The organism is Amycolatopsis sp. NBC_01307 (assembly GCF_035975215.1).
In the GTDB taxonomy this organism is placed as follows: domain Bacteria; phylum Actinomycetota; class Actinomycetes; order Mycobacteriales; family Pseudonocardiaceae; genus Amycolatopsis.
The window spans coordinates 3,133,914-3,143,889 of record NZ_CP108403.1; the positions used below are offsets into that span (position 1 = coordinate 3,133,914).

The following is a 9,976-nucleotide window of genomic DNA, read 5'->3' on the forward strand; positions in this document are numbered from 1 at the left end:
GGTCCTCCGGTGGTCATGAGTCGGTTCCGTCCAGTGCGAGGCGCACGAGTTCGTCGACGTCCATGCCCGCGATCAGGGCCTCGTCGTCGGGTTCGGGTGCGGGCGGTTCGTCGGGGGCCGGCAGCGCGAGCCGGGTCAGCAGGTGCCCGGCCAGCGCCGTGGCGTCGGCGTAGCTGAAGACCACCGTCGCGGGCAGCGTGAGCCCGGTGGCCGCGGCGAGCTTGTCGCGCAGCTCGACCGCGGTGAGCGAGTCGAGCCCGACGTCCTTGAACGCCCGGAGCACGCCGATCGGCTCGACGCTGCCCAGCACCGCGCCCGCTTCGGCCCGGACCAGCTCGATCAGCACCTCGAGCCGGTCGGCGGCGGGCAGTTCGGCCAGCCGCGACCGCAGGTCCGCACCCGCGCCGGGCTCGGTGCCGACGGTCAGGGCTTCGCGGACCTCGGGCAAGCCGCCGAGCAGCGGGCTCGGCCGGGCCGCGGTGAAGATCGGCGCGAACCGCGGCCAGTCCATCGCCGCCACGACCACCGCCGGCCGGTCCTGCCGCAGCACCCGGCCCAGCGCGGCGAGTGCGGGCCCGGGGGCCATGGTCAGCACGGCCCGGCGGCGCAGCTCTCGCTCGATGTCGCCGTGGCCGGCCATGCCGCCGCCCGACCATGGTCCCCAGGCGACCGCGTGCGCGGCCAGCCCGCGTGCGCGGCGAGCGTGCGCCAGGCCGTCGAGGTAGCTGTTGGCCGCGGCGTAGGCGCCCTGCCCCGCCGAGCCCCAGACCCCGGCGATCGAGGAGAACAGCAGGAACGTGTCCAGCGGCCGGTCGCCGAGCAGCTCGTCGAGGATCGCGGCGCCGTCGACCTTGGCCGAGAGCACCTTGGCGACGTCCGCGGCCTCGTAGTCCTCGATCAACGTCGCTTCGCTGTTGACGCCGGCCGCGTGGACGACGGCGTCCGGCGGGTAGGCGGCCAGGACGGCGGCGACGGCGTCGCGGTCGGCGATGTCGCAGGCGACGACGTCGACCCGCGCCCCGGCGCCGGTGAGGTCGGCGACCAGGGCCGGTACGCCGGGTGCGGCGTCGCCGGCCCGGCTCAGCAGCACCAGGTGCTCCGCGCCGTTCCCGGCGAGCCAGCGGGCGACGTGCCCGCCGAGCGCCCCGGTCCCGCCGGTGACGAGCACGGTCCCGCGCGGAGTCCACTCCGCGTCGGACGCCGAGGTGTCCGGGGCGCGGTGCAGCCGGCGGGCGAACACACCCGCGGTCCGGACCGCGACCTGGTCCTCGCCGCTGTCGCCGGTCAGCACGGCGACAACGTCGGCCAGCAGCCGGGAATCCGCGACGGCCGGTACGTCGACAAGCCCGCCCCACAGGTCCGGGTGCTCCAGCCCGGCCACCTGGCCGAGCCCCCAGATCAGCGACGCGCGCGGGGCGACGACGTCGGCGTCACCGGCGGCGACCGCGGCTCGGGTCAAGGCCCACAACCGGGCGCCGGTGCTGGTGGCGCGCAGCGCCTGGATCGCCACCACCACCTGCTCGACCCGGTCGGACAGGCACAGGACGCCGTCCACCGCGCCGGCCGCGGTGATGCGGTCGGCCAGCTCGTCGCGGTGCGGCGACAGCACGACAGTCTTCGTGGTCATCCCGGCCGCCGCGAACGCCGCCGTGACGCCGTCTTCGGCCGCGCCGGGATCGGTCAACAGCAGCCAGGTGCCCGCGACGGCCCGGCCGGGCAGCACCCGGTCCCAGCCGATCCGGTAGGTCCACTCGCGCTGCTCGGACTCGGCCCGGCGGGCTTGGCGCCAGCGCGCCAGCAGCGGCAGGGCGGCCGCCCACGCCGCGGCGTCGCCGGTGTCCGCCAGCGACGAGACGTCCCCGGTGTCCACCGCCTGCCAGAACGCGGCGTCGGCCGCGTCGACGACCGTGGTGTCGGCGGGCTTGAGCCAGAAGTGCCGGTGCTGGAACGCGGTCGTCGGCAGCGCCACCGGACGCGGCGGGGCCGGGACGAGCGCGCTCCAGTCGACGTCGATGCCGCGCACGAACAGTTCGGCCAGCGCGGTGCGCGCGGTGTCGGCCTCCGCGTGGTCGCGGCGGGTGAACGCGACTGCGGGTGCGACGCCGTCGAGGCTGTTGGCCAACGTGCTCAGCACCGTGTCGGGCCCGAGTTCGAGCAGCACCGACAGCGGTCCCATCGCGGTGACGGCGTCGGCGAAGCGCACCGGGCGCCGGGCCTGCTCGGCCCAGTAGCCGGGTGTGCCGAGATCGTCGGTCACCGTGCCGGTGACGGTCGAGACGACCGGGATCGCGGCGTCCCGGAAGGTCAGCGTCTCGGCGACCGCGCGCAGGTCGTCGAGCACCGGGTCCATCAGCGGCGAGTGGAACGCGTGGCTCACGGTCAGCGCCTTGGTCCGGCGGCCGCGTGCGGCGAACTCCGCTGCGACGGCGTGCACCGCCTCGGCGGCACCGGACACCACGACGGACTCCGGCCCGTTCACCGCGGCGATGGACACGTCGTCACCCAGCATGGCGAGGACGTCGGCCTCGGCGGCCTCGATCGCGACCATGGCGCCACCCGGCGGCAGCGCCGACATCAACCGGCCGCGCGCCGCGACCAGCGTCGCCGCGTCGGCCAGGGAGAGCACACCGGCGACGTGAGCAGCGGTGATCTCGCCCAGCGAGTGCCCGGCGAGCACCTTGGGCCGGACACCCCACGACTCGACGAGCCGGAACATCGCCACCTCGACGGCGAACAACCCGGCCTGGGTGAACAGCGTGCCGTCCATGTCCTCACCGAACACGATTTCCCGCAGGGAAATACCCAGCAACGGGTCGAACTGCGCGCACACCGCGTCGAACGCCGCCGCGTACGCCGGGAACGTCTCGTACAGCTCGCGGCCCATGCCCGGCCGCTGCGCGCCCTGCCCGGTGAACAGGATCCCGACGCCGCCGGCGGCGGGATCGATCTCGCCGCGGACGACGCCGGTGCCGTCGCGCAGTGCGGCCACGGCCTCGTCCCGGCCCAGCGCCGGGACGACGAGCCGGTGCTCCCACGTCGTCCGTCCGGCCACCAGCGAGCCCGCCGTCGCGGCGAGGTCGGCGCCGTCCTGGAGGAACTCGGCCAGGCGCGCGGCCTGCTCGGTCAGCGCCTTGGCCGACCGAGCCGACACGACCAGCGGCGCCGGTCCGGCGTCCACAGTGGACAAATCGGACACTGCGGGCGCCGCTTCCAGGATGACGTGGGCGTTGGTGCCCGACACCCCGAACGCGGACACGGCGGCCCGGCGCGGCGTCGTGCGCTCCGGCCACGCCGTCTCCTCGGTCACCAGCGACAACGCCCCGGCCGACCAGTCCACCTGCGACGACGGCTCGTCGGCGTGCAACGTCTTCGGCACCAGGCCGTGGCCCAGCGCCAGCACCATCTTCACGACGCCCGCGACGCCGGAGGCGGCCTGCGTGTGGCCGAGGTTCGACTTCAGCGCACCGAGCAGCACGGGCTGTCCGGCGTCCCGCTGCCCGTAGGTCGCCAGCAGCGCCTGGGCCTCGATCGGGTCGCCCAGCGTAGTGCCGGTGCCGTGGGCCTCGACGACGTCGACGTCCGAAGTGGACAGTCCGGCGTTGGCCAGGGCCTGGCGGATCACGGCCTGCTGGGCTGGGCCGTTGGGTGCGGTCAGGCCGTTGGACGCGCCGTCCTGGTTGACCGCGGTGCCGCGGACGACGGCCAGGATCTCGCGGCCGTCGCGCAGGGCGTCGGACTGCCGCTGCAGCACCAGGACGCCGACGCCTTCGGCCCAGCCGGTGCCGTCGGCGGCGTCGGCGAACGCCTTGCAGCGGCCGTCCGCGGACAGCCCGCCCTGCCGGGCGAACTCGGCGAAGACGCCCGGTGACGCCATCACCGTGGCGCCACCCGCCAGCGCCACCGAGCACTCACCCGAGCGCAGCGACTGGGCCGCGAGGTGCAGGGCCACCAGCGACGACGAACACGCCGTGTCGACGGTGACGGCCGGGCCGCGCAGGCCGAGCACGTAGGACACCCGGCCCGACAGCACGCTCGACGACGTACCGGTCAGGGCGTATCCCTCGCTGCTGCCGGCGCCTTCGTGCAGTCGCGTGCCGTAGTCCTGCGCGGCGGCGCCGGTGAACACGCCGACGTCGTGGCCGCGCAGCGAGACCGGGTCGATCCCGGCCCGCTCCAAGGCTTCCCATGACGTCTCGAGCAGCAGCCGCTGCTGGGGGTCCATGGCGAGGGCCTCGCGCGGGGAGATCCCGAAGAACTCCGGGTCGAACAGCCCGGCGTCGTAGAGGAATCCGCCGCGGCGGGCGAACGAGCCGGTGGAGCCGACGTCCCAGCCGCGGTCGGCCGGGAACTCCGCGATGGCGTCCCCACCGCGGCGCAGCAGCTCCCACAGGCCGTCCGGGCTGGTCACGCCACCCGGCAGCCGGACACCCATGCCGACGATCACGACCGGGTCGTCGGTGCTGGTGACGGCGACGACTGCGTAGGCCGCCGGTTCGGTGCCCGCGAGCCGCGAGCCGAGGTGATCGGCGAGCGCGGCGGGGTTCGGGTGGTCGAACACCAGCGTCGAGGGCAGGGCGAGCCCGGTCGCCGTCGCGAGCCGGTTGCGCAGGTCGACGGCGGTCAGCGAGTCGAAACCGGCGTCGCGGAACGCCCGGGAGACGCCCGGTGCCGCGCCGCCGAGGACCACGGCCGCTTCGGCGCGGACCAGCTCGACCAGCACCTCGCGCCGGCCGGCCGCGTCGAGCCCGGCCAGCCGGGCGGCCAGGCCGGTCCCGGCCGCCGACGCGGTGGCGCGGACGTGCCCGACGATCTCCCGCAGCAGCGCCGGCACCGGTCCGGTGCGGGCCTGCTGCCGCAGCGCGGCGACGTCGAACACCACCGGCACCACCGCGGGCCGGGTCGTGGCCAGCGCGCTGTCCAGCAGCCGCAGCCCTTGTTCGGCGCCGATCGGTTTCATGCCCGAGCGCGCCAGCCGCGCGGTGTCGGCCGCGGCCAGGTCGCCGGTCATCCCGCTCGCCGGCGCCCACAGGCCCCAGGCGAGCGACGTCGCGGCGTGCCCGGCGGCGCGGCGGCGTTCGGCCAGCGCGTCGAGGAAGGCGTTCGCAGCGGCGTAGTTGCCCTGGCCGAGCCCGCCGAGGGTGCCGGAGGCGGAGGAGAACAGGACGAACGCGGCCAGGTCGCGGTCGCGGGTGAGTTCGTCGAGGTGGACCGCGCCGTCGGCCTTGGGCCGGAACACGGTGTCGAGCCGGTCGGCGTCGAGGGCGGCGAGGACGCCGTCGTCGAGGACGCCCGCGGTGTGCACGACCGCGGTCAGCGGCGCGTCGGCCGGGACCCGCGTCAGCAGTGTGCGCACCCGGTCGCGGTCGGCGATGTCGCAGGCGACGACGTCGACCCGGGCGCCGAGCCCGGTCAGCTCGGCCCGCAGGTCTTCGGCGCCGTCGGCGTCGGGGCCACGGCGGGAGACCAGGACCAGGCTGCGGACGCCGTGCGCCGCCACCACGTGCCGGGCCACCAGCGCGCCCAGCGTGCCGGTGCCGCCGGTGATGAGCACGGTGCCCGCCGGGTCCAGTTCAGCTGGCTTGTCGTCGGTGGTGGTGCGCCGCAGCCGCGGCACCCAGGCACGGCCTTCGCGGACGGCGACCTGCCCTTCGTCAGCGGCTATCGCGGCCGCGAGGCCGGCCTCGTCGTCGAGGTCGGCGAGCAGCAGCCGGTCCGGGTGTTCCGACTGCGCCGAGCGCACCAGCCCCCACACGGCAGCGGCGACCGGATCGGGCACCTCGTCGGCGACGCTCACGGCGCCGCGCGTCACGACCGCCAGCCGGGCGTCCGCGTAGGCGGGTTCGGCCAGGAAGCCTTGCACCTCAAGCAGAACGTGCTCCAGCACCTGCCGCACCCGCTCCGGCTCGGTTCGCGAGGACGCGCCGGTGTCGACCCGCAGCACGAACCAGTCCGTAACCTCGGCGAGGTCCGCGGCGCCGGTCAGCTCCACCGGAGCCACCGCCGGAACCGCGGCCGGTTCGGGCAGCGGGACCCAGTCGAGGGTGTAGAGGCTCGTCTCGCGAGCGTTCGTGAGCTGGATCCGCCGGGTGTGCACGGACCGGGCCGAGAGCACCGGCTCGCCCGCCGGGTCGGTCAGGTCGAGCGCGTGCCCACCGTCCCCTGTGGACACGAGGTGGACGCGGACGGTGGTGGCGCCGGTGGCGTGGACCGTCAGGCCGGTCCAGTCGGCGGCCGCGACCGGGTCCGTCCCGGCGCGGGCCAGCACGACGTGCGTCGCGGCGTCGAGCAGGGCGGGGTGGATCGCGAACCCGGCGGGTTCGACGTCCTCAGGCAGGGTGACCTCGGCGAAGAGGTCCTCGCCGCGGGTCCAGGCCGTGCGCAGGCCGCGCCCGTGGGTGTGGCCCTGAGCGGCGAGGCGGTCGTAGCAGTCGTCAACGTCGAGGGGCTCGGCTCCGGCCGGGGGCCATTCCGGCGTCGACGCTGGACGCGGCGCCGGGTCGGTGCCCAGGGTCGCGGTGGCGTGGCGGGTCCACGCGGTGTCCGTGCCGTCCGGGCGCGAGTGGACCGTGACCGGCCGCTTGCCGGTCTCGTCGGCGGCACCGACCGACACCCGCAGGCGAGCCGGCGCCACGAGCGGGGTCTCGATCCGCAGGTCGTCGACCACCGGGCAGCCGGCGTGGTCGCCCGCCTGGATCACCAGCTCGACGAGCGTGCCGGCGAGCCACGGGTGGGCGGCCGGTGAAACCCGGCCTGTCAGCACCAGCCCGCCCGTCTCCGGCATGTCGACGACCGCGCCGAGCAGCGGGTGCTCCGCGGTCTCGAGCCCGGCCCCGGCAACACCGTCGGCGGCCGCGTGGAGCCAGAAGTGCTTGCGTTGGAACGCCGTCGTGGGCAGCGCCGTCCGGCGTGCCGGGACCAGGCCGGTCCAGTCGACGTCGGCGCCCTCGGCGAACACCTCGGCCATGGACCGGACGAACCGGGCACGGTCGCCCTGGTCACGCCGCAGCGTGCCGCCCACGATCGCGCCGGGCTCGCCGAGGGTGTCCTGCACGCCGGTCGTCAGGACCGGGTGCGAGCTGGACTCGACGAACAGGCCGAAGCCCTGCTCCCCCAGCGCCTTCACGGCGTCGGCGAAGCGGACGGGCTGGCGTAGGTTCCGCAGCCAGTAGCCGTCGGCCACCGGCTCGGTGACCCAGCGATCGTCCACTGTGGAGTACCACGGGATCGACGGCGTGACTGCGGCGACGTCGCCGAGCGCGTCGGCCAGCTCGTCGGCGATCCCGACCACCTGGACGGTGTGGGAGGCGTAGTCCACCGGGATCAGCCGGACGCGCACCCCGCGCTCTTCGTAAGCCGTGCGCAGGCCGTTCAACGCCTCGGGTTCGCCCGCCAGGACCGTCGACGACGGCGAGTTCACCGCGGCGATCTCCACCCGGCCGGCGAGGTCTTCGAGGTCGTGGGCCGCTTCGTCGCCGGAGATCCCGACGGCGAGCATCGCGCCGTGCCCGGACAGCCGGGCGGCGATCAGCAGGCTGCGCCGGGCCACGATCTTCGCCCCGTCTTCGAGGGACAGCGCGCCGGCGACGACGGCCGCGGCGATCTCGCCCTGCGAGTGCCCGACCACGGCGTCGACCCGCAGGCCGACGGACCGCCACAGCGCGGCGAGCGACACCATGACGGCGAACGACACGGGCTGCACGACGTCGACCCGGTCGAGGGCGTCGCGGTCGCGGACCACGTCGGCGAGCGACCAGCCGACGTGCGGCGCCAACGCGGCCGCGCACTCGGCCATCCGGGCCGCGAACACCGGCTCGGTGTCCCACAGGTCCGCGCCCATGCCCGGCCACTGCGCGCCCTGGCCCGGGAAGACCAGCGCGGTCTTGCCGGGAGTCCGCGTGACGCCGCGGACGACGCCGGGGTCCGGCACGCCGTCCGCGAGGCCGCGCAGACTGTCCGCGGCCTGGGTGACGTCCGTCGCGAGGACCACCGCGCGGTGCTCCCAGAGCGCGCGATCCGACAGCAGGGACGCGGCCACCGCGCCGAGGTCGGCGTGGCCGGTGACCCAGTCGGCCAGCGAACGCGCCTCGGCCGCCAGCCCGGCTTCCGACCGGGCCGACACCACGATCGGGAGCACGTCCCCGGTGGGTTCGGGTGCGGTAGGCACCTCCATCGGGTGCTGTTCGAGGATGAGGTGGGCGTTGGTGCCGGAGACGCCGAACGACGAGACACCGGCCCGGCGCGGGCGTCCGGCCTCGGGCCACGGCGTCGTGTCGGTCAGCAGCCGGACAGCACCGGACTCCCAGTCCACTTTGGACGACGGTGTGTCGACGTGCAGCGTGCGCGGCAGCGTCTCGTGCCGCATGGCGAGGACCATCTTCAGCACACCCGCGACACCCGCGGCGGCCTGCGCGTGCCCGATGTTGGACTTGAGCGAGCCGAGCCACAGCGGCTCGTCGCGCTCCTGGCCGTAGGTCGCGATCAGGGCCTGGGCCTCGATCGGGTCCCCGAGTGTGGTGCCGGTGCCGTGCGCCTCGACAGCGTCCACCTCGGACGGCCGCAGCCCGGCGTTGGCCAGCGCCTGCCGGATCACGGCCTGCTGGGCGGGGCCGTTCGGCGCGGTCAGGCCGTTGGACGCGCCGTCCTGGTTGACGGCCGTGCCGCGGACGACGGCCAGGATCTCCCGGCCTTCCCGCAGCGCGTCGGATCGCCGTTGCAGCACCAAGACGCCGACACCCTCGGCCCAGCCGGTGCCCCCGGCCGATTCGGCGAACGCGCGGCAACGGCCGTCGCCGGACAGCGCGCCCTGGCGGGAGAACTCGGTGAACATCGACGGCGACGCCATCACCGACGCCCCGCCCGCGAGCGCCACCGAGCACTCGCCGGAGCGCAGCGACTGCGCGGCCAGGTGAATCGCCACCAGCGACGACGAACACGCCGTGTCCACCGTCACCGCGGGACCCTGCACCCCGAGCACGTAGGACACCCGGCCCGCGGCGACGCTGCTCGCCGACCCCGTGCCCAGCAGGCCTTCCAGCTCCGCCGATCGCACCCCGGCGCCGTAGCCCTGGTAGGCCAGGCCGGTGAAGACCCCGACGTCTCGGCCGCCCAGGGAGGACGGGTCGATCCCGGCGCGTTCGAGGGCTTCCCACGACGTCTCGAGCAACAGCCGCTGCTGCGGGTCCATCGCCAGGGCTTCGCGCGGCGAGATGCCGAAGAAGCCGGGGTCGAACGAGCCCGCGTCGTGCAGGAACCCGCCCAAGTGCGGGTGGGTGTCGCCGAGGTCCCAGCCGCGGTCGGCGGGGACCGCCGAGATCGCGTCACGGCCGGTCCGCAGCAGCTCCCACAGCTCGTCCGGGGTCGCGACGCCGCCCGGCAGCCGGACGCCCATGCCGACGATGACGACCGGATCGTCGGTCACGGCGGTGTGCGCCGGGGCCGCCACGGCGGTCGCGCCGAACAGCTCGCCGTCGACGAACCCGGCCAGGGCGCGCGGGGTCGGGTAGTCGAACACGACCGTCGCGGGCAGCCGGACGCCGGTGGCCTTGGTGAGCCGGTTGCGGAGCTCGACCGCGGTCAGCGAGTCGAACCCGGCGTCGCGGAACGCCCGGGCGGCGCCGATCCCGCGGCCGCCGCCGAGGACGATCGCGGCTTCGGCGGTGACGAGGTCGGTGAGCGCGGCCAGCCGCTGTTCGGGGTCGAGCCCGGTGAGGCCGGCCAGGATTCCGGTGGTGGGCGCGGCGGTGTGCGCGGTGCGCCGGCCGGGGCCGGCCAGCTCGCGCAGCATCGGGGCCATCGGTCCCGATCGTGCCTGCGCGCGCAGGGCGGGCAGGTCGAGCACCATCGGCACGAGCAACGCCGCCGGGCTGACCAGCGCGGCGTCCAGTAGCGCCATGCCGTGGGCGGCTTCGACGACACCGAGGCCGGAACGCGCCATGCGGGTCGTGTCGGCCGCCGCGAGGTGTCCGGTCATGCCGCC

1 protein-coding gene and 7 pseudogenes are annotated in these 9,976 nt (G+C 75.6%); all 8 read right to left on the bottom strand.

Annotation, left to right across the window (positions count from 1 at the left end):
• Positions 1-13 precede the first annotated feature (13 nt).
• Positions 14-6,112: a type I polyketide synthase gene (locus OG439_RS50080; RefSeq protein ID WP_442792330.1), complete on the bottom strand. Its 6,099-nt coding sequence runs from the start codon at positions 6,110-6,112 to the stop codon at positions 14-16.
• Positions 6,086-6,508: pseudogene (locus tag OG439_RS50085) on the bottom strand (polyketide synthase dehydratase domain-containing protein); the annotation flags it as partial. The pseudogene OG439_RS50085 and the gene OG439_RS50080, both read right to left, overlap by 27 nt.
• A 57-nt stretch (positions 6,509-6,565) precedes the next feature.
• A pseudogene (locus OG439_RS50090) lies at positions 6,566-6,964 on the bottom strand (polyketide synthase dehydratase domain-containing protein); the annotation flags it as partial.
• Positions 6,947-7,987 (bottom strand): annotated as a pseudogene (locus tag OG439_RS50095) (acyltransferase domain-containing protein); the annotation flags it as partial. The pseudogenes OG439_RS50090 and OG439_RS50095, both read right to left, overlap by 18 nt.
• Before the next feature lie 9 nt (positions 7,988-7,996).
• Positions 7,997-8,362 (bottom strand): annotated as a pseudogene (locus OG439_RS50100) (ketoacyl-synthetase C-terminal extension domain-containing protein); the annotation flags it as partial.
• A pseudogene (locus tag OG439_RS50105) lies at positions 8,339-8,719 on the bottom strand (hypothetical protein); the annotation flags it as partial. The pseudogenes OG439_RS50100 and OG439_RS50105, both read right to left, overlap by 24 nt.
• Positions 8,708-9,511: pseudogene (locus tag OG439_RS50110) on the bottom strand (polyketide synthase); the annotation flags it as partial. The pseudogenes OG439_RS50110 and OG439_RS50105, both read right to left, overlap by 12 nt.
• A gap of 18 nt (positions 9,512-9,529) precedes the next feature.
• Positions 9,530-9,970, bottom strand: a pseudogene (locus OG439_RS50115) (beta-ketoacyl reductase); the annotation flags it as partial.
• Between the last annotated feature and the right edge of the window lie 6 nt (positions 9,971-9,976).